This is a genomic window from uncultured Amphritea sp., from assembly GCF_937127095.1.
Taxonomy (GTDB): domain Bacteria; phylum Pseudomonadota; class Gammaproteobacteria; order Pseudomonadales; family Balneatricaceae; genus Amphritea.
The window spans coordinates 53,987-79,476 of sequence record NZ_CAKZLP010000019.1 but is presented as its reverse complement, the minus strand read 5'-3'; the positions used below and the strand labels follow the sequence as shown (position 1 = coordinate 79,476).

The window sequence follows — 25,490 nt, the reverse complement described above, 5'->3', positions numbered from 1 at the left end:
TACAATGCGGGCATTAACGCTTCCAGCACCGGTGCGTTCAGCGTCCGGAGACTGGACTTGTTATATTTTGTATTTCAGTGACGAGATTTTCTTGTTCTTTTGAAAGCTCTGCAAGCTCTTCGTTAAGTGGTGGTAAAATCTCGTCTAGCGTTTTATTCTCTGCTTCTTTTGTAATAACGGTATATTGCAAACCATGTGTGGTAGCCTGCTGCAGTAGTTGATTAATGTATTCTCTCTCAGCAAGTATTCTTGTATTGACATATTCTAGCTGAGAGTTTAATGCCTGGACTTTTAACGTTCTAAACGTTAATTCTGCTTGATCTTTTTGGGCTTGACTTGATGCTTCCCAAATTTCCTTTGTTTCAGCAAGTTCTTGCTTTTGAATTTGTATTGATTGAGTGAGCCAGTAAAATGCAAAAAATGCTATAAACGGATTCAGTACTCCACCAATAAAATCACCAAATGTACCCCAGTCTGAAGTATTTGTTGACACGTCTTGTCCATTTAGCACGAACCACACTAAGTAGCTTAATGGAACTATAATTATCGCTGCCAGAACTAATTTTGACGTTCTATCTATTTTTGATTGGAGATCATCCAGGTTCATGTATTTTCCTGATTAGAAACATAATTTTATAGTCTGCCCTTGTAAGGTTGGAAAGCTTGCAAGCTGTGCTACCTTACAAGTTACGTTAAACTCCATGGGTGGATAAAAAATGCACCTTAGAAGTCGAAAGTACCAGGAAAATGTGACTAATTATGCGAAGGCAAAGACTGTCAGAGAGGAAAAAAGGATAATGGTATTCATCCTGAATATCCGTCTTAAGTGCCTGGCCAAGCAACACAGACCCATCAAAATCACAGACTACGATACGGGTACTCCAGTTACCCACCGGATTTCACTATATCCCAGCCTTGTTGATGACTACAACTGCTGTTTTCTTTGCTTTTTCTAGCGAGTCGCGAAGCGACGTTCTAGCGACTAGCCAGCCGCAAAGCGGCGATCTGATAACGCCCCCCCAATCATAAAAAAGGCAGCCAAATGGCTACCTTTCAAATAAGACTCAGACATAGACGCGTTGCGCATCACCCCTGATCGCCCCCACCTACGGGGAGGATTGTTCCGGTGATATAAGAGGCGTCATCGGAGGCAAGAAAGAGGATTGCGCTGGCCTGCTCATCGGGGGTGCAATAACGGCCCATCACTGTTGAATCGATGGTCTGATCTACGATCTGTTGATACCACACTTTTTCATCATCGCTCATCGGCTGGGTGTTGCGGGGGATTTTTCGCTCACCGACATCGGTGCCGCCGGGTGCGACCGCATTAACACGGATTCCGCGCTGGCCATTCTCCCAGGCCAGACAGGCGGTCAGTGCGTTTACCCCCCCTTTGGCTGCAGCATAGGGAACCCGGTTGAGTCCTTTTGTTGCGATGGATGAGACATTCACGATTGAGCCTGCGTTTTGCTTCTGCATAAAGGGCAGTACCGCATGACAGCACCAGAGTGTCGGAAACAGTGAGCGGCGTATCTCCGCTTCTACCTGTGCCTCTTCATAATGCTCATAGGGTTTAACCCAGATGGTGCCACCGACATTATTGATCAGGCTATCGATACGGCCATATTTGTCTACGGCGGCAGCCATCGCCTTGCTGCACTCGGCATATTGCTCCAGATTGGCGAGCACTACCAGTGGCTCTGGAAAGCCCTGCCCGGTGATCTCAGCGGCAACCTCCTCCACCAGAGGCGAGAAATCGACCAGTACCAGCAGCGCACCTTCCGCCGCCGCCTGAAGCGCGACCTCCCGGCCAATGCCCTGAGCGGCCCCTGTGACGACGACAACCTTTTCTTCAAAACGACGTACAGACATAGAGGTTACCTCAGGCAAATTTTTCGTAATGGAAGCTGGCGGGTGTCATGCCTTTTTCTGAGAAGTAGTGGTTGACCGCATCGACCATCGGCGGCGGTCCGCAGAGATAGATATCAACGTCACCATCACAGAGGTGTTCGGCTTCAATGTACTGGGTGACATAACCTTTGGCTGGGTGTTCGCTGTCCGGGCTGGCCACACAGGTGGCGAAACTGAACAGTGGCAGCGCTGCCGCCAGACGCTCCAGCCGGTCAACCTCGACCAGGTCGATATCGTTGGTTACACCGTAGATAAGGTGTACCGGGTATTCCAGACCATCCCGTTGCATCTTTTCCAGCATCGCCGTGAATGGGGCCAGACCGGTACCGCCTGCCAGAAACAGTGCCCGGCGGTTCATATCCCGCAGATAGAAGCTGCCAAACGGACCAGAGATCTCCAGTGGTTCGCCGACCTGAGCACTGTCACGCATATAACCGCTCATCTTGCCATCGGGAATCACCCGGATCAGAAAGGAGACTTCGTTAGCATCACTCACCAGTGAACTGAAGGAGTAAGCCCGGGTTTCATCACTGCCCGGCACTTTAATATTGACATACTGCCCTGGCAGAAAGTGCAGCTTCGCCAGTTTTTCACCTTTCACCGAAAAGCTGATCGCGGTGTCTGAATGACGATTAATCGCCGACAGCTCAACCGGATAGGTCTCGGTAACGGTTTTGCAGACCTTAGAGGACACCGGTACTGAAACGACGCAGTCAGAGGTGGGCACCATACGACAGGTAAGCACCTGCCCCTGCTCTGCCTCTTCCTCAGAAAGCGCATCCTCGATGTAATCTTCCAGTATGTACTTGCCTGATTCGGCATGACACATACAGGTACCACAGGCGCCGTCGCGGCAATCCAGTGGAATATTAACCCGCTGACGATAGGCGGCATCAGCGACCAGTTCACCCTCGTTGCACTCGATAAAACGAGTGACACCGTCTTCAAAGTTTAATGCAATTTTATAAGACATAATCGATCCCGGCCCCCGTCAAACCGGGGGCCTTATTGTTATTATTAAAGATGATAGATATCGACCACATGATGGATATAGTCGTTTTTCAGTACGACTTTTTTCGCTTTGATCCTGGGACGATCACCCGTGGTATCCAGGGTGTAGTAACTGGTACCGAAGTAGGTGTAGACGTGCTCATAACGATAGGCATAGTTAACCCAGTTAAAACGCACTTTACACTGATCATCTGACGCTTCGACAATCTCAATATTGCTCAGATTATGCGAAGTGCGCGGCTGTGGCAGACTGGTGGCGCTGGATTTATCCGTGTTGATACGGAATACCCGGTCTTCCAGTCCGCTGCGTGAGGGGTAATACATCAGCGAAATCTCGGACTGAGGGTCTTCGGTCAGCTCGCCGGTATCATCCCAGGAGGGCACCCAGTAGGTTACATCTTCGGCATACATCTCCAGCCAGCTATCCCAGTCTTTGTCATCAAGATAGCGGGTCTCTTCATAGAGGAACTTATTTACCTGCTCGATTGAGATAGCCATGATTATTTCTCCTCCTGTTCGGCTGCCGCTTTCTTCATCACATCGACCCAGTAACGATGTTGCACGGTGTACAATCCCTCATCTTCGGTTTTGGCACCGCTCATCACTGGATTCATACCCAGCTTTTTCGCCTCCTCATCCGGCCCTTTGATCCAGTGCTCTGCCCCCCGGCACATATCGTTCCATTCCAGGCTGCTGGCCATAAAGCCTTTCTGACAGGAGCGGAACTCTTCCAGGTCATCCGGGGTTGCCATACCACTGGCATTGAAGAAGTCTTCATACTGACGAATACGCTGAGCACGCGCCTCGGCACTTTCGCCCTTCGGCGCGATGCAGTAGATGGTGACTTCCGTTTTATTCACATCGATAGGACGGAACTGGCGGATCTGCGAGCTGAACTGATCCATCAGGAAGACGTTCGGATAGACGCACAGGTTACGCAGATTACCGATCATCCAGTCCGCTCGTGCCTCACCACTGCTGGCGATCAGCTCGTCACGGCGCTGGTAGATTGGCCGGTCTTTCGGGTTTGGCCACTGCATCCACAAACAGATATGGCCATGGTCGAAGGCGTAGAAACCACCCTTCTGCTTCGCCCAGGTGCTGGCATCCATCGCTTTGGTTTTATCGGTTTCTTTATCCCGACGACCGGTGGTGGCCACATAGTTCCAGTGCACCGCACTGACGTGATATCCATCCGCGCCGTTTTCAGCCTGCACTTTCCAGTTGCCGTCATACACGTAGGTAGAGCTGCCACGCAGTACTTCCAGACCTTCCGGCGACTGATCAACAATCATATCGATAATATTGGCCGCTTCCCCCAGATACTCCTCCAGAGAGACGACATCAGGGTTCAGACTGCCAAACAGGAAGCCCTTGTAACTGGCAAAACGAGGCACCTCTTTGAGGTTGTGCGAACCTTTGCAATTAAACGATTCCGGATAACCGGCATCATCAGGGTCTTTAACCTTAAGCAGCTTACCATCGTTGTTGAACACCCAGCCATGGAACGGACAGGTGTGGGCCGCACGATTGCCTTTTTTGGTCCGGCACAACATCGCTCCACGGTGACTACAGGCGTTGATAAAGGCTTTCAGCTCATTGTCTTTGTTGCGGGTAATAAAGATCGGCTGGCGCCCCATGGTGTAGGTAAAAAAGTCATTCTTGTTAGGAATCTGGCTTTCGTGAGCAAGATAGATCCAGTTGCCTTCGAAGATATGCTTCATCTCCAGTTCGAACAGTTCCGGATCGGTAAACATATCCCGCTTGCAGCGATAGATACCCTCTTCAGGTTTCTCTTCCATCATTGAATCAATTTTATTAAACAGTGCTGTGTTCATTCGGGCCACCTCTATTGTTTTATTCAAAGATACTCAACAGAGGAGTCGATCAATATCCGCTTTATGCCGACCTATATCCTATTTATGCACCTACCGTACAGAAACCGGATAATGCGTCTTTGTCGACCAGGAAAGGGGGATCGAGGTAGTGACAAGTAGTTACTAATAGAACGGCAGTCTGCCGTGATAAAAGACGGTGACTTAATCTAAAAACATACGCACCCCAGAGGACACAGAGAGCACAGAGAAACCGCTAAACAGCACTTCTCCGTATCCCCTGTGCGCACTGTGGTAAAGCCTTATCCAGACTCAAGCCCGCGGTTTTTGGCGCGACGTCTGCCGTGATAAAACACGGGAGCCATCATCTAAAACAGACTCACCACAAGGACACTGAGAGCACAGAGAAACCGCTAAACAGTACTTCTCCTTGTCCTCTGTGCGCTTAGTATGCCCTTTGGGTACTGTGGTAAAACCTTTTTAACATCCAGACTCAAAACAGCGGATTTTCTTTATCTCCCATAACCTGCGATAAACCAAAAAAAGACCTCCAGAAGGAGGCCAAACACATTGCGAAAGGGAGCAAAGCAAGCGTGAAAACACGGTGACACAAGAGCCATATGAAACTCAAGATATCTGGCTGTGTAGCCCGAAAAATCCCTCTTCCGGGCAACGTTGCCGATCAGGTGAGTACTGACAGGAAGCGTTCATTCAGAACCCGGTCATGATAGAAGATCGCCTTACCCAGATCTTCCGCTTTCCAGGTGACCGGTTCATGGTCGGGATAGTGACAGTCACCGCCACAGAACACCTCGTTACGGTTACCTGACGGGTCGAAGAAGTAGATAGTCTGGCCGTGTGTCAGACCATGACGGGTTGGACCAATATCAATGGAGGTATCGGTCATGGAGATCAGGTCACCGGCGCGCAGCACCTGCTCCCAGGTTTCCAGAAAGAATGATGCGTGATGAAACTTACCGGGATCAGGGCATTCGATAAACGCCACATCATGGGCTTTCATGCTGGCGGTGATGAACGCGGCGATGCGGTTACCATCCGGATCAACCACCTGCTCGGCCAGATCAAAGCCCAGCACATCGCGGAACAGCTCATAGGTTTTGTTGACATCTGGCCCGTACAGCAGGCAGTGATCGAAGCGGGTGGCTTTCATCCCCTTGAGATCACGGGGCCAGGCCTCAGGGTTCACATTTGAGATCCCCCACTTGCCGGTTTGCTCTTTCTCAGCATAGAGTTCAAATGCGTGACCGGTGGGCGCCTGGAAACGGATGCGACGACCACAGCCATTCAGTTCACCGGCGGCGATATGCTCAACCGCACAACCATAGGCGACCAGATCCGTTTCTAACTGTTTCAGCACTTCGTCGTTGAGAACCTTAAAGCCCATAAAATCCATACCGGGAGCATCTGCTTCACGCAGCACAACCGAGAACTTATCAACTTCGGTCCAGCCTTTCAGATAAACCCGCCCCTGCTCATCGCGATCCATTTCGATCAGTCCTAACAGGTCACGATAATGTGTAACGGCTTCATCAATATCCAGCACCCGGATCTGTACATGACCGGGACGCATAACACCCTTTTTCATTTTTTCTTCCTCATTTTTATTATTAGTAGGACTTCCCGGCTTGCCGGGTCTTTACCCGCTAGTCATCAGCAATGGAACGCCTTAATGCCCCCACTATCGCGAATGAGCACTGTAAAAAAAATCCGCTCAGCGAAACTCTGTATCCGTTTTCTGCAGCGAAGCGAATGCAATGCGCTAGATGGACAAAGCTTGCAACCAGTGGCTATTGGAAAGTCCGCTGCAGACATAGGCTGGGGTCGACTTAATCCTCTAACTTTGAGACATTAGTGATGAACAATAAAAAGAAGATCTTCCAGTCAGTTCTACCTGCTACCGTTGCTGCAACCATTATCTCTATGAGCACCTGCTCGATGGCGGCAGACAGTGATCCGATTAAAGTGGGTGTTATGCTGCCCTTCAGTGGTGTCTATGCAGGACTGGGCGAATCGACCCGTAATGGTTTGAAGCAAGCGTTAAAAGAACAAGGCAACAGCATCGCTGGCCGCCCGGTTGAGTTTATCGAGATGGACACGGAAGCCAAGCCTGCACGGGCACCCGAAATCACCTCCTCGCTGGTTGATAACCAGAAAGCTGACTTCGTCATTGGCCCGGTACATTCAGGTGTAGCGATGGGGATGATCAAAACGATCAAAGGTAAAGACTCCATCATGATCATTCCCAATGCCGGTGCTAACGCTGCCACGGGTGCATTCTGTCAGCCCAACGTCTTCCGCACCTCATTCTCTTCATGGCAGACCGCTTTCCCGATGGGTAAAGAAGCCTATGACATGGGCTATAAAAAGATCGTCACCATGAGCTGGAACTACGGTTTTGGTAAAGAGTCGCTGGAGGCATTCAACGAATCCTTCACCAAAGCCGGTGGTGAAGTGATTAAAGAGATGCTGGTGCCGTTCCCGAAAACAGAGTTTCAGTCCTATCTGACCGAGATCGCGTCCATTAATCCTGATGCCGTATTTGTCTTCTTTGCGGGCGGCGGTGCGGTTAAATTTGTTAAGGATTACGATGCCATGGGTTTGAAAGGCAAGATCCCTCTGCTGGGTTCAGGCTTCCTTACTGAAGGCACCACCACCGCACAGGGGCCAGCCGCTGAAGGAGTGATTACCACGCTGCACTACGCCGATGCGCTGGATATTCCGAAGAACAAAAGTTTCCGTCAGGAGTATGAAACACTTTATGGCAAGCCCGCCGATCTGTTTGCTGTGCAAGGCTATGACGCCGGTCAATTGATCGTGGATGCGGTAACCGCGACCCATGGCAACACCGCCGACAAAGCCGCCCTGATTCAGCAGATGGAGAAACTGGAAATTGATAGCCCCCGGGGTTCATTCCACTTTTCAAAAGCTCATAACCCGATTCAGACCATCTACCTGCGCAAGGTCGTCGATGGTCAGAACACCGTCGTTAAAGTCGCTCACGAAAATCTGGAAGACCCTGCCCGCGGCTGCAAGCTGTAAATAGTTGATCTGGGCCTCTGCGGAGGCCCACTCAACGTTCTTCTTAAGGTAAGCATTTATGGATACTTCACTTTTCCTAGTACAACTTCTCAACGGAGTTCAGTACGGCCTGCTGCTATTTCTGATTGCATCCGGGCTTACGCTGGTGTTTGGCGTCATGGGCATACTGAATCTGGCGCATGGTTCAATGTATATGATCGGGGCTTACCTCGCATATTACTTCACTACCCTGACTGATAGCTTTCTGCTGGCCTTTATTATCAGTGGCACCATTGCGCTGGTGATTGGCATCATCATTGAAAGATTTCTGATTATTCACCTCTATAAGCGGGATCATCTGGATCAGGTTCTGTTGACTGTGGGCCTGATCTTTATCTTTAACGCCACCCAGAGTTATGTCTGGGGCAATGATCCTCTGGGCGTTGAAGTACCGGAACTGCTGTCAGGCTCAATCAGGCTGACGGATATCGTCGAATATCCGGTGTATCGCCTGTTTATCTCGCTGCTCTGTCTGGTGGTTGCGGCAAGCATGTACTTCACCATCAATAAGACCCGGCTGGGGATGATGATCCGCGCGGGCGAATCTGATCGCGCAATGGTTGAAAATCTGGGTGTTGATATCAGCAAACTGTTCACCATTGTATTTGCCATTGGCGTCTTTCTCGCATCGCTAGCGGGTATCGTTTCTGCCCCTATCGTCAGCCTGGTTCCGGGCATGGGCGAACACGTGCTGATCTCCTGCTTTGTCGTCGTGGTGATTGGCGGCCTGGGTTCAATTAAAGGCGCATTTGTGGCAGCACTGATTGTCGGCATCGTTGATACCTACGCCTCCGTTCTACTGCCGCAGATCTCGAGTATGTCGATCTACCTGCTGATGGCACTGATCCTGCTGGTCAAGCCTCAGGGCTTGTTCAAAAACTGAGGATTTAACTATGTCAATTTTCGCTAATAAATCAGAAAAGATTTTTATCTATCTGTTCTTTGCTATCGGGCTGTTTATTCCTCTGTTCCTTGAGGGTAACACCTTTTATATCAATAAATTTTCAACCATTATTATCCTGGCCATTTTTGTTATGTCGCTGGATTATCTGGTCGGTCGTACCGGTCTGATCACCCTGGGACACGCAATGTTTTACGGTCTGGGGGGTTATATATTTACCATTCTCGCACCCGAGTATGAAGCGGTTAACTTCTGGGTTTATACCTTCTATGTAATGCTGATCAGTGGCTTTATTGCGCTGATTGTAGGTCTGATTGTGCTGCGTACCAGTGGTATCTATATGATCATGATCACCCTGGCACTGGCACAGATGACCTTCTACTTCTTTGCGGACTCAATTGAGTATGGTGGCCAGGATGGTCTGTTTATTTACATCAAACCGGAAACCAGTATTTTCGGGCTGAGCTTTCTCGATCTGGACAATGAAACCCACTTTTACTATCTCTGTCTGCTGTCGCTGTTTAACTGTTTTGTATTCTTTAAAATCATTATGAACTCCTCTTTCGGACGGGTTATCGATGCTTTGAAAGAGAACCCTGACCGGGCCACTGCGCTGGGTTACAACATCTTTCATTTTCGCTTAATCGCGTATGTTCTGGCCTCCTCACTGGCGGCCTATGCCGGTTATCTGTTTGCGCTGCAGTTTGGCTTTGTTAACCCCAGCATGATGTCCTGGGACGTATCTGCCACCGCGCTGGTGATGGCGCTGCTCGGCGGGCTGGGATCTATTTACGGAGCTATCATTGGCAGCTTTGTGTATGAAGGTTTGCACTACTTCATCGAACACCTGACAGAGTATTGGATGTTCTTTATGGGGGCGCTGATTATTGTGCTGGTACTCACCCTTAAATACGGTATGGCAGGCTTCCTCAATAATCTGAGCGGAGGGAAACGGTCATGAGTCAAACAATCCTTGAAGCCGAAAACCTGTGTAAATTCTGGGGAGGTCTGAAAGCACTGAATGAACTGAATATAGAGTTCAAAGATAAGCAGTTGCACAGCATTGTCGGCCCCAATGGCGCAGGCAAAAGCACCCTGCTAAACACGCTGTGTGGTGCCTATCCGGCCACCAGCGGCGTGATCCTTTATCATGGCAAACCGATCACCCACCTGAAAGGTTATGAGTTTTGTCGTACAGGCATTGGCCGCAGTTTTCAGAAAACGAATATTTTCCATAACGCGACCTGCCTGGAGAACTGTTGTATCGCTGCCCAGCAGCGGATCGGTGGTAGCTTTAACCTGTTCAGAAAACGCAGTACCAACCGAAAAATCGCTGAGATAGCCCGGTCGGCCCTGGAACAGGTCGGCCTGGGTGCACGGGCGGATACCAAAGCTACGGAAGTCAGCTACGGCGAGCAACGCCAGCTGGAGATCGCTATGGTGCTTGCCACCGCGCCGAAAGTACTGCTATTGGACGAACCAATGGCGGGGATGGGCCATGAAGAATCACAAACGATTATCAGCCTGTTAAAAGAGCTGAAAAAGCAATACTGCATTGTCCTTGTCGAACACGATATGGATGCCGTATTTGAGCTGTCAGATCTGATGACCGTAATGGTTGATGGCCAGCACTTAATAACCGATACCGTAGACAATATCCGCAACAACCCGCTGGTTCAGGATGCTTATCTCGGAAACGATGACGAGGTATTTTAACCATGCAAAATATTCTTGAGGTTCACGGGCTGCAAACACTGTACGGTGAAAGCCATATTCTTCATGGCGTATCCTTTGATATTAAAGCGGGGGAAACGGTGAGTATTATGGGCCGCAACGGCATGGGAAAATCGACGACCCTTAAATCAATTCTGGGAATCGCACCACCGCGTAGCGGTTCGGTGATTTACAAAGGTGAAGATATCACCCGCCTGCCCACCTGGAAACGGATGCGTCAGGATATCGCCTATGTCCCCGAGGGACGCGGTATGTTCCACAACCTGACGGTAAAAGAGCACCTGCAGATGGCTGCCCGAAAAAATTCCCGGGGTGAAACCAACTGGACCTATGACCAGGTGCTGGAAGTCTTTCCCCGCCTGACAGAGCGGCTAACCAACAAGGGCACTCAACTGTCCGGTGGTGAACAACAGATGCTGGCAATTGGTCGTGCACTATTGACCAACCCGGACCTGCTGATTCTTGACGAAGCGACTGAGGGGCTGGCCCCCCTGATTCGTAAAGAGATCTGGCAGGTGATCAGACAGATTAAAGACTCCGGTGTTTCAACCATCATTGTTGATAAAAACATCAAAGTCCTTAATGAACTCTGTGAACAGCATATCCTGATCGTCAAAGGTAAAGTCGTGTTTAACGGTGACTCTGAAACGCTCAATGAAAACAAAGAGTTCATTGAACAAAGTCTGGCAGTCTAATACGATAGCAGGGGTCGCACGTAACAATCGCGACGCCTGCTATAAGGAACAAAGCACTGTATGATCGACACTACGATTACCATTCCCAAAGATCAGAAACAGGGCATCAGCTCTTTAGAGCTGGGCCTGAAGATCCTGGAACACATTGCTGAATATGGCAAGCCTGTTACCCTGAAAGCACTCGCAGAGCTTGCTGAGATGTCTCCCAGCCGGTTACATAAATATCTGGTTAGCCTGGTAAAACTGGGCTACATCAACCAGCAAAGTAACTCAAGATATACGCTTGCCACCAGCAGTCTGAAAATCGGCATCTCAGCATTACGTCTGATCGATCCGATCCAGAGCGCTTTCCTCTGCGCAGAGAAGCTGCACCGGGAATACGACCGAACCATTACCGTCGCGATCTGGAACGGTAACTACCCTCTGGTAATTAAATGGCTTGATTCCAGCCGCTCGCTGAACGTCAATATCCGCCTCGGATCACAGCTTTCACCTTTTACCTCAGCTTCCGGGCGCATTTTTCTGGCGTTTCTGCCCGATCAAAGACGTCAGGAGATCGTCGATGAATTTTTTGACAACCCTCCGGCCCTACCGAGACATATGGGACAGCCGCTGAATAAAAGTGCGTTTATAAAGCTGCTGGAGGAGATCCGGGAGGAAAAAGTCTGTCGCTTCAAGCAGGACTATCTGCCGGATATAAACGTCGTCAGCGCGCCCATCTTTGATGTTGATAACAACATCAGCTCTATCATCAACCTACTCGGTCAAACCAGTGACACACCGGTCGATAAAGGCAGCCTCTATGAGCAGGCGGTGCTCAGTGCCTGCCAGACGGCCACGCAGCAATTGAGAGGCTATATTTAGACGCCCTGTTCCGGTGTAATCGAGACATAAAAAAGGCACCGATTTAAGGTGCCTTTTTTATGAGATATCAGCTTTCAAATAGCGTTAATGGCTTCTTTTTTTTAACGTTTCAGATGGCAGTTCGCCAAACATCTTGCGATATTCGCTGGAAAAACGCCCCAGATGCATAAAGCCAAAATCTAAAGCTACTTCGGTGACATTGCGACAGCCACCCTCGCCATCCTGCAACATTTTGTGCACGTGCATCAGCTTCTGCTGCTTAATATAGTGCATCGGGGTAACTGACTTGTGCCGGGCAAAAATATTATAGAGGGTTCGCTGACTGACCCGGCTAAGCGTAGCCAAATCATCGATGGAAAGGTCATCTTTTATATGATTCGCAATGTAGCTGTCGATGGCAGAAAAACAGTGCGGCGCCTGCAGTTCATCGGGAATCTGAATGTTATTTGAAAAGCAGTCCAGCAACTTAACCGCCAGCAAACTACTGTAGGGTGCCAATTGAGAAAAATCAGATTGTGCGGCTTCGGCTTCCATAAAGATAAGCTCCAGCAGGTGGATCAGAGAGCGGTGATCTGCCGTTTTACGTACCGCATGATCGAACTTCACCCCATCCTTTGGCAGATAAGCGACCTTTTCCGCCAGCGCTGAGACCATCACACTCTTAGGGATTTTGACGATCACTTTCTCGCAATCAGCAGAGTAGTTAAGGTCAACCTTGTCATTAGGATTGAGCAGCAGCACCTCGCCAGCACTGACTCTCAGATCTTTATCTGCCAGGCTCCAGTCACAGACTCCGCTGGTCACTATCTGCAGATGGTAGATATCTTCCAGATCAGCTGACTGCACCCTGACATTACCACCATAGGTTATCCGCGAAAGCGCCACATCGGAAAAATTTCGATGCCAGATAGACGCTTTCTGGTCGCACTCACCCTTAACAGATATCCTATGTGTTCCAATGTGTTGATTGACGTAATCGGATATAACTTGCGGATCTCGCGCCTGATAGATGGCACTACCCTGAAGCACTTCGTTAAACATCATAACTACTCATTTTTTATTATTTATGAATGCATTTATATATAATCAATCTCTTAAAGTCAATTTACGCGACCAATACCAGCCCTTTTCAACATGAATAATTTACAAGATGATATCGACGCACGGTTTACGGGATACACCTTGCTGTCGTTAACTTTCCCCATGTTGACATAAGACCAGCAAAGCTTTGCTTTTACAGAAAAAACCACTGCGGTTCGACGCTTGCCCAGATCCAGATTACTGCTAGTATCGGTAAGCTGAACGGCCGCTATCCAATAAGAATTAACAATAATAAGGACGCTTCATGGGAATTTTACAGGTGCTGATCAACCCGGTATTACCGGTGTTTGCGATTCTGGCGCTGGGGTTTTTCTTAGGGAAAACAAACCGAATGACGGTCGAACAGGCTAAAACCGTCAACTGGGTGGCGACGTCCATCTTCCTGCCTATTCTGGTATTGGGTCTGGTGAGTAACGTACCCTTCAAGCAGTTTAGTCCTGAACCCTTGTTATCCTATATGCTGGCGGAGCTGATCATTATCAGTCTGGCATTCTGGCTGGCACTAAAACTGGGGCTGCAAAAACAGGAAGCCGTACTCATGTCGGTCGGCTGTGTTTTTGTCAACAATGTCTTCTTAGTATTGCCTATCTCTCAATTTCTCTATGGCGCGGAGAACGTATTGCCGATTGTTGCCATTCTGACGCTGGATACCATTATTCTGTTTATGGGCACACTGTTCGCCCTCGAACTGACACGCCCTGAACAACCATCACTGCGGCATGTCTTCAGAGTCATAACCCGGCTGCCTCTGGTACAGGCAATCGGAGCAGGACTGTTGTTAAACCTGCTGAATATAAAACTGGCAGACCCCATACAGACATTTATCAGCTTCAACGGACACGCCGCCGCGCCTCTGGCTCTGGTGGCACTGGGTATTGTTCTTTCACAGGTTCCCATCCGTTTTGACCGAGTGGTATGCATCTTTACAGGAATTAAACTGATCATCTTTCCATTCACGGTATGGGCCGCTATGTCACTATTCGCGCCGGTAACGCCAGACAGTGGCAAATATATGCTCAGTTCAGCGGGACCGATTACGACCGCGGTGTTCTCTTTTGGCATGCTCTATGGGGCACCAACCACCCGGGTTGCACAACTGCTGGTGTTAACCACGCTGCTCAGTCTTATCTCGATTGCTGCGCTGGCCTGAGACAGAAGAGCATCATTATCCAGTGAAGCAGATATCATCTGTATGCATGTTATCTGCATGCTTTCAAGATCAGATCGCTTCACTGCGTTCCCCCTGCAGTGCAACCTGAGATTGCCTTTTACTTTTCTGGACAGGAATAACAGCGACAGCGAAGCCACGACGCTACCAGGAATAACCTGATAGCGTTATAGCCCCTTGCAATCTTATTGCTGTTACACGCTCGGTAGCAGTTGCTCCGGCATGTACGCGTTATAGGCAGCACTCTGAATCAGCTGCTTGGCATTTTCAATATCCGGTGAGAAGTAACGATCCTTATCATAGAAAGGCACCACCTCACGCAGCTGTGCTTTCGCCGCCTCAACCCGTTCTGATGACTTCAGCGGCGCACGGAAATCGACACCCTGACAAGCCGCCAGCAGTTCAACCGCCAGAATACCCGCAGTATTGTCCGCCATATCCTTCAACCGGCGAGCGGCGAAGGTGGCCATCGATACATGGTCTTCCTGATTGGCCGAGGTTGGCAGACTGTCAACGCTGGCAGGGTGTGCCAGTGACTTGTTCTCCGAGGCCAGGGCCGCACCGGTCACCTGGGCGATCATAAAGCCAGAGTTCACGCCGCCATTATTAACCAGAAACGGTGGCAACTTACTCAGATTGGAGTCGATCAATAGCGCCATGCGCCGCTCAGACAACGACCCGATCTCAGCGATGGCCAGCGCCAGATTATCGGCTACCATGGCGACCGGTTCGGCATGAAAGTTACCGGCGGAGATAAACTCATCAGTTTCGATAAACACCAGCGGATTATCAGACACCGCATTGGCTTCTACCAGCAGAACCTCTGACGCCTGCCGAATCTGCTGCAGACAAGCACCCATAACCTGAGGCTGACAACGCAGTGAATAGGGGTCCTGAACTTTCTCACACCCTTCATGGGAGTCACCAATCTCGGAACGCTCACCCAGCAGATGACGGTAGGCGGTCGCCGCATCGATCTGCCCCTGTTGCCCGCGCACTTCATGTACCCGGGGATCAAACGGCCGACGGCTACCCAGCGCCGCTTCCACAGACAGGGATCCGGATATAATCGCTGCTGCAAACAGATCTTCGGCGGCAAACAGCCCCTGCAGCGCAAAGGCGGTAGATGCCTGGGTGCCATTCAGCAGCGCCAACCCCTCTTTAGGTGCCAGAGCGATCGGTTCCAGCCCGGCGATCCGCAGGCCCTCGGCACCCGACATGCGCTCACCGTTATAAGTCACTTCACCTTCACCCAGCAGTACGGTGCTCATATGTGCCAGTGGCGCCAGATCACCGGAAGCCCCGACCGAGCCTTTCTGCGGGACACAGGGGTAAACTTCAGCATTAACCAGTTTGATCAGCGCTTCTATAATTTCCAGACGGATTCCGGAAAAACCCCGTGCCAGCGAGTTGATCTTCAGAGTCATCATCAACCGTACAGTCGATTCAGCCATGAGTTCACCCACACCCGCAGCATGAGACAGAACAATACTGCGCTGTAGCAGCGCCAGATCTTCAATGGCGATACGGGTATTTGCCAGCAGACCAAAGCCGGTGTTGATCCCATAGACAACCCGTCCCGCTTCGATGACCCGTTCAACCGCCGCACTACTGGCATGAATCCTATCATGACAGGCGGGATCGAGAGACAGCGACACCGGCTCATGGTTAATTCGGCGTAATTCAGCCAGGGAGAGATGCCCCGGGTTAACAGTAAGTTGATACATCAGGATAATTCCTAAAAAATGTTTATCGCCTGCATCAAATCAGGCCCGACGTCGATCAGGCCCAATGAGCAATACACTATCAGTTATAGTTGATTTTTTATCTGTTCAGCATCGGCAGATCCAGCCCCTGCTCCCGGGCGCAATCGATGGCAATATCATAACCGGCATCCGCATGACGCATCACGCCGGTGCCCGGATCATTGCGCAGCACCCGCGCCAGGCGTTTTTCCGCAGCCTCAGTACCATCCGCAACAATTACCACTCCGGCGTGCTGACTAAAGCCCATGCCTACACCACCGCCATGATGCAGCGACACCCAGGTGGCTCCACCGGCGGTATTCAACAGGGCATTCAGCAACGGCCAGTCGGACACCGCATCGGAGCCATCCAGCATCGCTTCCGTTTCCCGGTTGGGGCTGGCTACCGAGCCTGAATCAAGGTGATCCCTGCCGATTACCACCGGCGCTTTCAACTCTCCATTTCTGACCATCTCGTTAAATGCCAGCGCCAGGCGCTGACGATCCTTCAACCCTACCCAGCAGATCCGCGCCGGCAGCCCCTGAAAAGCGATCCGTTCACGGGCCATATCCAGCCAGTTATGCAGATGCGGATCATCCGGAATCAGCTCTTTGACCTTCTGATCAGTTTTATAGATATCTTCAGGATCACCGGACAACGCTACCCAGCGGAAAGGACCGATCCCCTCACAGAACAGCGGCCGGATATAGGCGGGCACAAATCCGGGGAAGTCGAAGGCGTTATCGACCCCCTTATCTAAAGCCATCTGACGGATGTTGTTACCATAATCCGTGGTCGCTGCACCCTGGCTTTGCAGAGCCAGCATCGCCCGCACCTGAACCGCCATCGACTCTTTTGCAGCATCGACCACCGCCGCTTCATCTTTCAGGCGCATCTGCGCTGCGTACTCAAGCGTCCAGCCCTTCGGCAGATAACCGTTCAAAGGATCATGGGCACTGGTCTGGTCGGTCACCACGTCGGGTGTGATACCCCGTTCAACCATTTCCGGGAAGATATCCGCGCAGTTACCCAGCAAGCCTACCGAAACCACTTCGCCCTTAGCTTTAGCGCTGGCGATCATATCCAGCGCTTCATCCAGGGTATAGGCTTTCTTGTCGACATAGCGGGTTCGCAGACGGAAATCGATGCGGGTCTCATCACACTCGACGGTAATACAGGAGAACCCGGCCATGGTTGCCGCCAGGGGCTGAGCCCCCCCCATTCCCCCCAGACCACCGGTCAGTACCCAGCGGCCAGAGGCATCACCCCCAAAGTGCTTTTTCGCCATCGCGGCAAAGGTCTCGTAGGTCCCCTGCACAATCCCCTGCGAACCGATATAGACCCATGATCCCGCGGTCATCTGGCCGTACATCATCAGGCCCTGCTTATCCAGTTCATTGAAGTGTTCCCAGGTCGCCCAATGGGGCACCAGATTGGAGTTGGCAATCAGCACCCGGGGGGCATCCGCATGGGTTTGAAACACCCCCACCGGCTTACCGGACTGAATCAGCAGGGTTTCATCTTCTTCCAGTCGCTGCAGCACCTCAATAATCTTGTCATAGCACGCCCAGTTGCGCGCTGCACGACCGATGCCGCCGTAAACCACCAGATCCTCCGGCTTCTCGGCAACGTCCGGATGCAGGTTGTTCATAAGCATCCGCATCGGCGCTTCAGTCAGCCAGCTCTTACAACTCAGCTCAGTTCCGGTCGGCGCTTTAATAATGCGACTGGCGTCGTGGCGGGTATCGTTCATTTTTCTTATCCTCGTTTAACAATACAGTGGAACAGACGCGCAGCAACGCGTGCGGTCCGGTTATCAATATCAAATTCAGGGTTGTATTCGGCAAGATCGGCCAGTTTCAGTTTGCCGGTTGCGATAATCGTTTCGATCAGCGGTTCCAGTATCTCCAGCCCTACCCCCCGGGCGGCGGGAGCACTGACACCGGGAGCCACCGCTGCCGGCAGCACATCTAAATCGATGGTCAGATAGAGCTGGTCGCAGTCGGCCATAAATTGTTGTAGCAGAAGCGTTGTTTCAGTCAGTCGGGTAATATCCAGCTCACTGTCCTTACGGTAAGTGACATGCAGCTGATCGGCTCGCTGGAACAGCGCGGCGGTGTTCGACATCTCACTGACACCGAGACAGCAGTACTTAAACGGCCAGTTATTGGCCTGACACTGTTGTGCAATCTGATAAAACGGCGTGCCGGAGCTACAGCCGTTGCTATCCAAACGCATATCGAAGTGAGCATCAAAGTTGATAATGCCGATGTTGGGCATACTGCCGGATATGTCACTCTGCCCCTGCAGATAGTGGCTCAACCCTAACCAGCTGCCATAAGCAACCTCATGGCCACCACCCAGAACAACCGGAAAGTGACCTGCGCTCAGACAATCCTGCACCTGATCCGCCAGCGCCTGATGAGCCGCTTCTAACTCATCGCCCTCGCACACCACATTACCGGCATCCCAGGCCGGCCGGGAGACAGACCAGGGCAGGCTGGCCAGCGCACTGCGCAGCAGATCCGGTGCCCGGCGAGCGCCAACACGGCCCCGGTTTCGGCGCACTCCTGCATCGCTGCAAAAGCCGATAATCGCCACACTGTCAGCGGTCTCAGCCGCAGTCCCGGCAGTCAGCGGTTGAATCTGCTGATGCAGACGATTGGCCAGTTCTGGCAACTCTTCCGTATCAATACGGCCTTTCCAGATAGCGTCAAACGCCGTTGAGTATTCAGACATGGGTTACCTCCCCGGCGACAATTCGCTGGCGGATCGGATTGACGCCAAACTGACAGGCCAGCTCAGCCGGATGAGCGATATCCCAGAGCACCATATCAGCCAGCATCCCCTCGCGAAGCATCCCTATATCCGCAGCTGAACCGAGAGCCTGCGCCCCATAACGGGTGACCCCCGCGAGCGCCTCTTCCGGCGTCAGGCGGAACAGTGTGCAGGCCATGTTCATCATCAGTTGCAGCGATGCCAGCGGCGAGGAACCGGGATTCAGGTCGGTGGCAATAGCCATCGGCACCCGGTAGTTACGCAGCAATTCGATCGGCGGCAGCTTTGTTTCGCGCAAGAAATAAAAGGCACCGGGCAGGAGAGTTGCGACGGTGCCCTGCCCGGCCATTGCTTTAACCCCCGCCTCATCTAACCACTCCAGATGATCAGCCGACCAGGCACCATAACGGGCCGCCAGTTCCGCCCCGTGCAGATTGCTTAACTGTTCAGCATGGGCATGAATCCCCAGACCGTGGGCCCGGGCAGCCCGGAACACCCGATCACATTGGGCCGGAGAAAACGCGATGCTTTCGCAGAACACATCCACCGCATCAGCCAATCCTTCACTGGCCGCTGCTGGAATCAGTTCATTGCACACCAGATCGATATAGCCCTCTGCATCATCGCTATACTCGGGTGGTAGCGCATGGGCACCCAGCAACGTCGTCGACACCCTGACCGGGGTTTGTTCAGCCAGCTGTTTAGCCGCCCGCAGCATATTCAGTTCTGCCTCAAGACTGAGTCCATAGCCTGACTTAATCTCGACCGTGGTCACCCCTTCCGCCATCAACGCTTGCAGACGCGGCTGGGACAACTCCACCAGCTGATCGACCGTCGCGTTACGGGTCGCATTCACCGTCGACAAAATACCGCCGCCCTGTCGGGCGATCTCGGCATAACTCACACCCAACAGGCGCTGTTCAAACTCCTCAGCGCGATTACCGGCATAGACCAGATGGGTATGCGCATCAATCAGGCCTGGTGTCATCCAGCCGCCCCGAGCATCGATCAGCTCAGCTGTCACAGTGTTCAGATCGAGCTCAGACATTGATGCAATCGCCACGATCTTGCCATCCCGAACCCCGACCGCCTGATCGTTCAAAGCCCCATAGGGGGCTTCGATATTCGGATCCAGCGTTGCACAGTTGACATTGATCCAGATTTTCTCACAGCGCTTAAACACAGAAACACCTCAGAAACACTTTGTATATACATATATATACCACTGCATTTTATTGAAGCCAAACTCTTTTTATTAATATTGCTGACGCTGAACCTGAATGGAAGTTGATATGGCGGAAAAACGCCTTATAGATTATAGGAATAGATAGATCAGACTTGGCTTACTCTGCTTACAAAATATTCGTTATTCGTCCCGACCCAGACAGGAAAAATGGGCATACAACGAACTGAACAGATCTGAGTATATGTATAGACATAACAAAGCCGAAGCCTTGTAATAGCCCTTATAATAGCGACAGTGATAACGGTACGGGAACAGAGCTGTTCCGCTATTTGATAGATGAACAAAGAGGAAGTAACTGAACGGTGCCTCTGACTAATTAAAGAGTTAGTCAGCAATAATAGAACACTTACGCGCCCGGTGACGCCAGCGAACGTAACTTATAACGGGTGCCGGGATAGGTCAGACAGGCAAAGCTAACCAGACGATCATCGGACCAGGTGCGGCGATTGACTAAAAGACAGGGGGTATTGGTGTCGATATCCAGCAACTTCTGCGCATTCGAATCCGGCAGGATCGCTTCGACGATATGTTCCACATTCGACACGGGATACATTTTTGACAAATATTCGTGAGGCGTACCGGCAGTGAAGTCCTGCTTCAGATAATCTGGCAACAGGCGGGCGATAACGAAACGATTTTCCAGCTGAATGGGCAGATCGTTTTCCCGATGCACGATCACCGAGCGATACAATGCCGTACCTACCGGAACACCCATCTGCATCGCAATCACCTCATCCGCTATCGCTTCTTGCAGTTTGATGACCGAACAGCTGTAACGGTGCCCCCGCTGTACTACCTCTTCAGCGATATTACGGATATCCACCAGCGGTGATTCCGCTTTAGCATCGGTGACAAAGGTGCCCATGCCCGGATAACGCACCAGCAGGTTTTCCTGCACCAGATCCCTGATCGCTTTATTGACCGTCATCCTGCTGACTTCAAACTGTTTCGCCAGCTCAACTTCGGCCGGGATTTTACTGCCAGAGGTATAGGTCCCCTGTTTAATGCCGTCCAGAATATAGCCTTTAATCTGCTGGTAGCGCGGTCTGTTGCTCACAAGCTCCCTCATCACGGTGTAAAAAATTGATTGTATCTATTCAGGCCTGAGTTGTCAGATTTACTTAGCCCGGGCGATATAATGATGACCACCGTACAGCAGATAAGCTATTTCTGAGCGGTCGCACCTCCCACTCAATGACCAGCCGATTTCAAATTGCGCTTCAGGATTTAAACGTTCATCATATAGGCCGTTTTTAACTGTTAACGGTATGCATACAACCATGAGTAATTTCACCGACGTTTCCTTTTTGAACACTGTATTTGGCAATAAGCTGGGCAACCTAGACAATCCTGACTGGGAAAAAGCGGGTAAGCAGTTACACCTGATACAAGAAGAACTGGCGGAACTGGTTGAAGGGATTCAGAACAAAGATATGTCTGAAGTACGTGATGCTGTGGCTGATATTCTAGTGGTCACCTATGGCATGGCCCATGTGCTGGGTATCGATGCGGATAAAGATATGGCAGCGGTTCAGGAAAGCAACCTGTCTAAACTGTGCAAAACCGAAGCTGAGATTGAAGAGACTCTGGCCTACTATCGTTCAGAAGTGGGTATCGATGTATACAGTGGCGGCGATCTGCCTAAAGCCTTTGTTAAGTCGTCAGAAGATCAGACCGGCAAGGACGGTAAGTTCTACCCTGCGCATAAGTTTCTTAAATGCATTAACTGGCATGAGCCAAAGCTGGGTTAAATATTCAGACTGAAAGCTGCCAAAAAAACGGTGCATTTATGCACCGTTTTTTGTTAGCTAACGAGGCCGGTTAAAGATCTATTCGCCAACAACATCAATAAAAATAGATCTTAACCGTAAAAATAAGCATTTTACCCGACGTCCAATATGTGACTCAGACATCAGTAAATCAGAGCGCAATAATCGGGTCATTAAAGGCATCCCGGGTGTAATTCTCAGCACCTGTAGCGGTAACGCAAACATTATCTTCAATACGTATTCCCCCCCATGGCGTAAGCTCATTAACTAACGGCCAGTTAATATGACGAGCAAGGGGTGTGGACTTTAATTGCTCCAGCAATAACGGAATAAAATATAATCCGGGCTCAATAGTGACAACCATCTGTTCGGTTAACAGGCGGGTTAAACGTAAAAATGGATGTTGCTCCGGTGGCGCTGACATTGAGCCTTTGATGTTCTGTTGCCAGCCACCAATATCATGCACCTGTATGCCCAGTAAGTGCCCCAGACCATGGGGATAAAAAGTCCGCGTAATTGCAACTTTATCCGATGGATCGAGGCCCGCATCAGACTTCACTATGCCGGCAGTAGATAATATCGAAAACAGTTTCTGATGCATCTGTTGGTGCAGTGCAAGAAAACTGACGCCCGGTTTAATTGACTCCGTTAACGCCTGTTGGGCCTGATCCATCGCCACCAGTATCGCATCAAAATCCTGATGTCCCTGACTGACTGTGCGCGTAATATCAGCGACATAACCATGGCAGACCGCTCCAGCATCGACCAACAGGGCTCTGTGCTGCTCAGGAGCAGTGCGATCTTTATGCTGATAATGCAACACGGCAGCATGTTCATTCAGGCCAACAATATTACTGTAAGGTAACTCTTTTTCCAGCTGAGCGGTGGCAGCCAGATAGCCCTGATGTAATTCAAACTCACTTAACCCGTCAAAGAACCCCTGTTGCGTAAAGCGATGACCTTTAATCGCGATGCGGTTCGCCTGACGAATACAATGCTGCTCCCAGGGTGTTTTTTCGGCCCGCTGGAAGTGCAAAGCATGCATCAATGCCTCGGGGTTATGCTTAACGCTTAACTGAGGTAGCTCAACGGGGTTTTCAGCGATTAATGCAACATTACCCGCAATATTAAACTGTTTTAGCTGTGCTGCCCGGTCTGTATATAAATGGATATCAAATAACTGATTCCAGAAGTCACTGGGTTCAGACGCAGTCATGTGCCAGAAATCATCAGGCGAATAGATGAACAGGATGGGTTTACTGGCAGGTTGGATAAGTAGCCAGCACTCTGGCTGTTCTCTCAGAAACGGCATCCAATGTACGAAATGAGGGTTGGGTTTAAACACCGGGGCATAGTCATCAAGAAAGTAGTTTTTAGTGCTTCCTGAGTGAATCAACACAGCATCCAGCTGATGTTGCTCTAACAGATGGGCAGCGCGTTGCTGCAGAATAGCTAAGTGATCTTGATACAGAACGTCGATCATGAAGGCACCTCGATAAGCCCGTCAGTTTGTAGTTCTTCACGCATCGTCTCCCAAAAAGGATCAAGCGTTGCACGGTGGCTATCTTTCAAGCGATATAAACGAATTTGCAGGGGAATATTCCATTGCTCGTTCCCTGCCAATGCAAGGCTGTTATGGATAAGGTTCTTACTAATTAAACGTTTTTGTAACCAGCCAACACCAAAGCCCTCTTTAATCATCGCTTTTACACTGACTGAGTGCATATTTTCATTGATAGTTAGCAGATGTGGAGGCTGTGCTACTTTGAGAAGCGAATAATCAACCAGGGGCCTTAAGAATGAACCCGGGTGATAACTGATATAAGGGAGAGGATTACGGGAGCTTCCAGGCAGTTGATACAGCGGAAGATTATCTTCCCCTAAGGCGGTTACCGGAACCAACTCCTCTTCACAGACAACCAGATATTCAAACTCTGGCCCTTCCAGATCTTGTATAAAAGTAATCATGGGATGCCAGTAGCACAATACCAGATCACATTGCCCCTGGGTTAAAGCGGATATAAAATCGCTCGCGGCCCAGGAGGTTGAGTTCAGGTTCAGATCAATAGAAATACTATGTCGCTCAGAGGCTGGCATCAACCAACTCCGATAAAACAACAAATATAGGGTTTGCGTGGTGGCAAAGCGTAAACGGCTTTCTACCTGTTTCCGGATCTCCCGACATTGGGACTTAGTATCACGGGCTATGCGTGACATATTCTCGGCACCGGAAAGAAAAATCTCACCGGCGGGCGTTAAGCTCAACGGCAGGGTATTTCTATCAATCAGCGTCACCCCCATCTCGTCTTCAAGCAATTTTATACGTCGACTCAACGTCGGCTGGGTAACATTTCGCTCTTCCGCCGCACGGGAAAAATGTCGAGTACGGGCCAGGGCGATAAAGTCATCTAACCACCTTATCTCCATAGGTCATATGCTCCGCACATTATAAGCTCCATACCCGCCTCTGAATCTGTCAACATCAGCAAGCCGACAGCCAATCTTTGATTGGATGCAATATAGACGCACCAAGTTTTCGCGAACGCTCTGTTGACCAGCCATAAACCGGATCAGGGCGTTCATCATGATCTTTAAAAGGCATCTCTAAAGTCATTGCAGGGCACTTAAAATGGTTACCAACCCAAAACGACGCTATCGTTAAAGTTTCCGGGCCAAACTTACCGGGCTCATAACCTCTTTCTAGCTGAAAATCCGGGGTTACACGATGAAGATCATGCTTAAACTGAGCCTCTTCAGACAGAGTTTTCTCAGATACATCAGGTGCACCGATCTGCCCGGCAATGAAATTACAGGGTAATGCTTCATCACCATGAATATCAAGATACAGGTCAACGCCTTTAGTCATCATCTGTTCTCTGACATAGAGAACTTCAGGGCTTTTTTCCAATGTTGGTGTTTGCCATTCCCGATTGAGATTAACACCGGCAGCATTGGTTCGAAGGTGGCCACGGACGGAGCCATCAGGATTCATATTAGGGACAACCCAAAAGACGCAGCGCTCTAATAGCCAGCCCGACAAGGCATCCTCTTCATCCAGAAGCCGCTCCAGCATACCCTCAACAAACCATTCTGCCATGGTCTCTCCCGGATGCTGGCGTGCGGTGACCCACACATTTATCTTCGGATTATCGTCAGTGTGATCAGCGGTAATTCGCAATAAGTTAATATCCCGACCATCTAATGAACGACCAATATCCTGAACGTCACATAATGCTGACTGTTGCGCCACAGCAATCAAATCAAGGTGTTGTTCAAAGCTATAGGGGGCAAAATACGCATAATAAACACTGTTCTGTTCGGGCTGGTGATCAATGATAAGTTCGCCATTCGCATACCGGGTCGGCACCCGAAACCATTCCTGTCGATCATAAGAGGCGACCGCTTTGTAATCCTGCCAACCGTCGGGATAAGCCGCCTCCCCCGCGTTAAGAATGCGCATTCGTAACGCTTCACCTGCTCCGCCTTGCAAACGATAGTAAAACCACTGAAAGAACCCGGAGTTTCGATCGTTAGAAATCTTTAATTGAATATCGTCACGCTTATCACACGCTACGACTTCAATATTACCCGCATCAAACTGACTGCTAACCTTAAGCATGCAATTTACCTTCA

General features: G+C 50.4%; 23 protein-coding genes. 8 read left to right on the top strand and 15 right to left on the bottom strand.

The annotated features are described in order from the left end of the window. Window positions 1-37: 37 nt before the first annotated feature. The 6 genes from Q0499_RS04490 to Q0499_RS04465 form a co-directional block, all read right to left on the bottom strand. A complete protein-coding gene (locus Q0499_RS04490) occupies window positions 38-607 on the bottom strand; it encodes a hypothetical protein (RefSeq protein WP_299196791.1) in 570 nt (189 codons plus the stop codon). Window positions 608-1,086: 479 nt separating this feature from the next. Continuing rightward, window positions 1,087-1,872 (bottom strand): 1,6-dihydroxycyclohexa-2,4-diene-1-carboxylate dehydrogenase, encoded by a 786-nt coding sequence (locus tag Q0499_RS04485; RefSeq protein ID WP_299196785.1) that lies wholly within the window; start codon window positions 1,870-1,872, stop codon window positions 1,087-1,089. A gap of 10 nt (window positions 1,873-1,882) precedes the next feature. Continuing rightward, window positions 1,883-2,884 carry a benzoate 1,2-dioxygenase electron transfer component BenC gene (gene benC, locus Q0499_RS04480; RefSeq protein ID WP_299196783.1) on the bottom strand — a complete coding sequence of 334 codons (1,002 nt, stop codon included), beginning with the start codon at window positions 2,882-2,884 and terminating at the stop codon, window positions 1,883-1,885. Window positions 2,885-2,928: 44 nt separating this feature from the next. Further along, window positions 2,929-3,423 carry a benzoate 1,2-dioxygenase small subunit gene (benB, locus tag Q0499_RS04475; RefSeq protein ID WP_363317774.1) on the bottom strand — a complete coding sequence of 165 codons (495 nt, stop codon included), beginning with the start codon at window positions 3,421-3,423 and terminating at the stop codon, window positions 2,929-2,931. Next, the gene (benA, locus tag Q0499_RS04470; protein WP_299196778.1) at window positions 3,423-4,760 is read right to left on the bottom strand and encodes a benzoate 1,2-dioxygenase large subunit; all 1,338 of its coding nucleotides are present in this window, start codon (window positions 4,758-4,760) and stop codon (window positions 3,423-3,425) included. The genes benB and benA overlap by 1 nt, the downstream gene beginning before the upstream one ends. A 679-nt stretch (window positions 4,761-5,439) precedes the next feature. Next, window positions 5,440-6,363: a catechol 2,3-dioxygenase gene (locus Q0499_RS04465; RefSeq protein WP_299196767.1), complete on the bottom strand. Its 924-nt coding sequence runs from the start codon at window positions 6,361-6,363 to the stop codon at window positions 5,440-5,442. Between the two features lie 269 nt (window positions 6,364-6,632). Here Q0499_RS04465 and Q0499_RS04460 point away from each other — a divergent pair, with 269 nt between their 5' ends. Genes Q0499_RS04460 through Q0499_RS04435 form a run of 6 tightly spaced genes read left to right on the top strand, consistent with a single transcriptional unit; the run spans window position 6,633 to window position 12,050 of the window. Then, the gene (locus Q0499_RS04460; protein WP_299196756.1) at window positions 6,633-7,817 is read left to right on the top strand and encodes an ABC transporter substrate-binding protein; all 1,185 of its coding nucleotides are present in this window, start codon (window positions 6,633-6,635) and stop codon (window positions 7,815-7,817) included. A 58-nt stretch (window positions 7,818-7,875) separates the two neighbouring features. Continuing rightward, window positions 7,876-8,739 carry a branched-chain amino acid ABC transporter permease gene (locus Q0499_RS04455; RefSeq protein WP_299196754.1) on the top strand — a complete coding sequence of 288 codons (864 nt, stop codon included), beginning with the start codon at window positions 7,876-7,878 and terminating at the stop codon, window positions 8,737-8,739. 10 nt (window positions 8,740-8,749) lie between these two features. After that, window positions 8,750-9,718 (top strand): branched-chain amino acid ABC transporter permease, encoded by a 969-nt coding sequence (locus tag Q0499_RS04450; protein WP_299196751.1) that lies wholly within the window; start codon window positions 8,750-8,752, stop codon window positions 9,716-9,718. Then, window positions 9,715-10,473, top strand: a complete 759-nt coding sequence (locus Q0499_RS04445; protein WP_299196749.1) for an ABC transporter ATP-binding protein — start codon at window positions 9,715-9,717, stop codon at window positions 10,471-10,473. Before Q0499_RS04450 ends, Q0499_RS04445 begins: the two co-directional genes overlap by 4 nt. Before the next feature lie 2 nt (window positions 10,474-10,475). Beyond that, a complete protein-coding gene (locus Q0499_RS04440) occupies window positions 10,476-11,186 on the top strand; it encodes an ABC transporter ATP-binding protein (protein WP_299196744.1) in 711 nt (236 codons plus the stop codon). A 60-nt stretch (window positions 11,187-11,246) separates the two neighbouring features. After that, window positions 11,247-12,050, top strand: a complete 804-nt coding sequence (locus tag Q0499_RS04435) for an IclR family transcriptional regulator (protein WP_299196735.1) — start codon at window positions 11,247-11,249, stop codon at window positions 12,048-12,050. Between the two features lie 84 nt (window positions 12,051-12,134). Here the strand turns inward: Q0499_RS04435 and Q0499_RS04430 are convergent, their stop codons facing one another. Next, on the bottom strand, window positions 12,135-13,094 hold the full coding sequence (locus Q0499_RS04430; protein ID WP_299196734.1) for an AraC family transcriptional regulator: 960 nt from the start codon (window positions 13,092-13,094) through the stop codon (window positions 12,135-12,137). A gap of 301 nt (window positions 13,095-13,395) precedes the next feature. On the opposite strand from Q0499_RS04430, the gene Q0499_RS04425 reads away from it, so the two are divergent. Continuing rightward, window positions 13,396-14,301, top strand: a complete 906-nt coding sequence (locus Q0499_RS04425) for an AEC family transporter (protein ID WP_299196731.1) — start codon at window positions 13,396-13,398, stop codon at window positions 14,299-14,301. A 212-nt stretch (window positions 14,302-14,513) separates the two neighbouring features. Here the strand turns inward: Q0499_RS04425 and hutH are convergent, their stop codons facing one another. The 5 genes from hutH to hutC all read right to left on the bottom strand — a co-directional run bounded on the left by hutH (window position 14,514) and on the right by hutC (window position 21,145). Next, window positions 14,514-16,046: a histidine ammonia-lyase gene (gene hutH, locus Q0499_RS04420; RefSeq protein WP_299196724.1), complete on the bottom strand. Its 1,533-nt coding sequence runs from the start codon at window positions 16,044-16,046 to the stop codon at window positions 14,514-14,516. A gap of 97 nt (window positions 16,047-16,143) precedes the next feature. Then, a complete protein-coding gene (hutU, locus tag Q0499_RS04415) occupies window positions 16,144-17,817 on the bottom strand; it encodes a urocanate hydratase (RefSeq protein WP_299196718.1) in 1,674 nt (557 codons plus the stop codon). Window positions 17,818-17,822: 5 nt separating this feature from the next. After that, complete coding sequence (gene hutG / locus Q0499_RS04410) at window positions 17,823-18,803, bottom strand: formimidoylglutamase (RefSeq protein WP_299196716.1); 981 nt, start codon at window positions 18,801-18,803, stop codon at window positions 17,823-17,825. Then, entirely contained in the window at window positions 18,796-20,025 is a 1,230-nt protein-coding gene (gene hutI, locus Q0499_RS04405; protein WP_299196713.1) for an imidazolonepropionase, read from the bottom strand. Before hutI ends, hutG begins: the two co-directional genes overlap by 8 nt. 409 nt (window positions 20,026-20,434) lie before the next feature. Beyond that, complete coding sequence (gene hutC / locus Q0499_RS04400; RefSeq protein ID WP_299196708.1) at window positions 20,435-21,145, bottom strand: histidine utilization repressor; 711 nt, start codon at window positions 21,143-21,145, stop codon at window positions 20,435-20,437. Window positions 21,146-21,368: 223 nt separating this feature from the next. On the opposite strand from hutC, the gene Q0499_RS04395 reads away from it, so the two are divergent. Next, a complete protein-coding gene (locus Q0499_RS04395) occupies window positions 21,369-21,839 on the top strand; it encodes a nucleoside triphosphate pyrophosphohydrolase family protein (RefSeq protein WP_299196700.1) in 471 nt (156 codons plus the stop codon). A gap of 169 nt (window positions 21,840-22,008) precedes the next feature. On the opposite strand, the gene pepQ is transcribed toward Q0499_RS04395, so the two are convergent. From pepQ to Q0499_RS04380, 3 genes are read right to left on the bottom strand one after another with little or no spacing between them, the layout of a single operon-like run. Further along, on the bottom strand, window positions 22,009-23,340 hold the full coding sequence (gene pepQ / locus Q0499_RS04390; RefSeq protein ID WP_299196698.1) for a Xaa-Pro dipeptidase: 1,332 nt from the start codon (window positions 23,338-23,340) through the stop codon (window positions 22,009-22,011). Beyond that, window positions 23,337-24,284, bottom strand: coding sequence for a LysR family transcriptional regulator (locus tag Q0499_RS04385; RefSeq protein WP_299196695.1), 948 nt, complete (start codon window positions 24,282-24,284; stop codon window positions 23,337-23,339). The genes pepQ and Q0499_RS04385 overlap by 4 nt, the downstream gene beginning before the upstream one ends. 55 nt (window positions 24,285-24,339) lie before the next feature. After that, window positions 24,340-25,476, bottom strand: a complete 1,137-nt coding sequence (locus tag Q0499_RS04380) for a M14-type cytosolic carboxypeptidase (protein WP_299196691.1) — start codon at window positions 25,474-25,476, stop codon at window positions 24,340-24,342. Between the last annotated feature and the right edge of the window lie 14 nt (window positions 25,477-25,490).

Coding starts and splice junctions, on each gene's coding strand:
- Q0499_RS04455 (WP_299196754.1), top strand. CDS start 7,876: ATGGATACTTCACTTTTCCTAGTACAACTTCTCAACGGAGTTCAGTAC.
- Q0499_RS04385 (WP_299196695.1), bottom strand. CDS start 24,284: ATGGAGATAAGGTGGTTAGATGACTTTATCGCCCTGGCCCGTACTCGA.
- benC (WP_299196783.1), bottom strand. CDS start 2,884: ATGTCTTATAAAATTGCATTAAACTTTGAAGACGGTGTCACTCGTTTT.
- benA (WP_299196778.1), bottom strand. CDS start 4,760: ATGAACACAGCACTGTTTAATAAAATTGATTCAATGATGGAAGAGAAA.
- hutH (WP_299196724.1), bottom strand. CDS start 16,046: ATGTATCAACTTACTGTTAACCCGGGGCATCTCTCCCTGGCTGAATTA.
- Q0499_RS04440 (WP_299196744.1), top strand. CDS start 10,476: ATGCAAAATATTCTTGAGGTTCACGGGCTGCAAACACTGTACGGTGAA.
- Q0499_RS04435 (WP_299196735.1), top strand. CDS start 11,247: ATGATCGACACTACGATTACCATTCCCAAAGATCAGAAACAGGGCATC.
- Q0499_RS04460 (WP_299196756.1), top strand. CDS start 6,633: ATGAACAATAAAAAGAAGATCTTCCAGTCAGTTCTACCTGCTACCGTT.
- Q0499_RS04485 (WP_299196785.1), bottom strand. CDS start 1,872: ATGTCTGTACGTCGTTTTGAAGAAAAGGTTGTCGTCGTCACAGGGGCC.
- hutU (WP_299196718.1), bottom strand. CDS start 17,817: ATGAACGATACCCGCCACGACGCCAGTCGCATTATTAAAGCGCCGACC.
- Q0499_RS04450 (WP_299196751.1), top strand. CDS start 8,750: ATGTCAATTTTCGCTAATAAATCAGAAAAGATTTTTATCTATCTGTTC.
- Q0499_RS04430 (WP_299196734.1), bottom strand. CDS start 13,094: ATGATGTTTAACGAAGTGCTTCAGGGTAGTGCCATCTATCAGGCGCGA.
- Q0499_RS04490 (WP_299196791.1), bottom strand. CDS start 607: ATGAACCTGGATGATCTCCAATCAAAAATAGATAGAACGTCAAAATTA.
- Q0499_RS04425 (WP_299196731.1), top strand. CDS start 13,396: ATGGGAATTTTACAGGTGCTGATCAACCCGGTATTACCGGTGTTTGCG.
- Q0499_RS04465 (WP_299196767.1), bottom strand. CDS start 6,363: ATGAAAAAGGGTGTTATGCGTCCCGGTCATGTACAGATCCGGGTGCTG.
- pepQ (WP_299196698.1), bottom strand. CDS start 23,340: ATGATCGACGTTCTGTATCAAGATCACTTAGCTATTCTGCAGCAACGC.
- hutG (WP_299196716.1), bottom strand. CDS start 18,803: ATGTCTGAATACTCAACGGCGTTTGACGCTATCTGGAAAGGCCGTATT.
- Q0499_RS04380 (WP_299196691.1), bottom strand. CDS start 25,476: ATGCTTAAGGTTAGCAGTCAGTTTGATGCGGGTAATATTGAAGTCGTA.
- Q0499_RS04445 (WP_299196749.1), top strand. CDS start 9,715: ATGAGTCAAACAATCCTTGAAGCCGAAAACCTGTGTAAATTCTGGGGA.
- Q0499_RS04395 (WP_299196700.1), top strand. CDS start 21,369: ATGAGTAATTTCACCGACGTTTCCTTTTTGAACACTGTATTTGGCAAT.